The sequence below is a fragment of the Vallitalea sediminicola genome, assembly GCF_054408565.1.
In genome coordinates this window covers 1-298 of the sequence record NZ_BTPT01000245.1, presented here as the reverse complement: position 1 = coordinate 298, position 298 = coordinate 1, and the positions used below count along the sequence as shown (strand labels likewise).

1 protein-coding gene is annotated in these 298 nt (G+C 31.5%); it reads left to right on the top strand.

Going from position 1 to position 298, the window contains the following annotated elements:
- Positions 1-219 (top strand): TIM barrel protein (locus ACX6CF_RS26605; protein WP_458788398.1); only part of this gene is annotated, 219 nt, incomplete at its 5' end.
- Positions 220-298: the final 79 nt, after the last annotated feature.

Here is a 298-nt window from a genome sequence, read left to right as displayed (position 1 = left end):
TATGATTGTTTCGCTAAAGGTATTCCAGAAGGATTTCATTGTGATGATTATTTCTTAGAAAAACCATTAGGAAGTGGAAACGTAGATTTTGATAAGTATATCAAAGCTTTATGGGATATAGGCTATAATGGATTCTTGACCATTGAAAGAGAAGTCGGTGCAAATCCAGAGAAAGATATACGTGAAGCAGTAGAATTTTTACAAAAAATAATAGGTTAGGATGATTATATGAAACTTGGAGTTAGTTCTTATAGCTTTTTAAGGTTAGTACAAGAAGGTAAGATGAAACAGATTGATG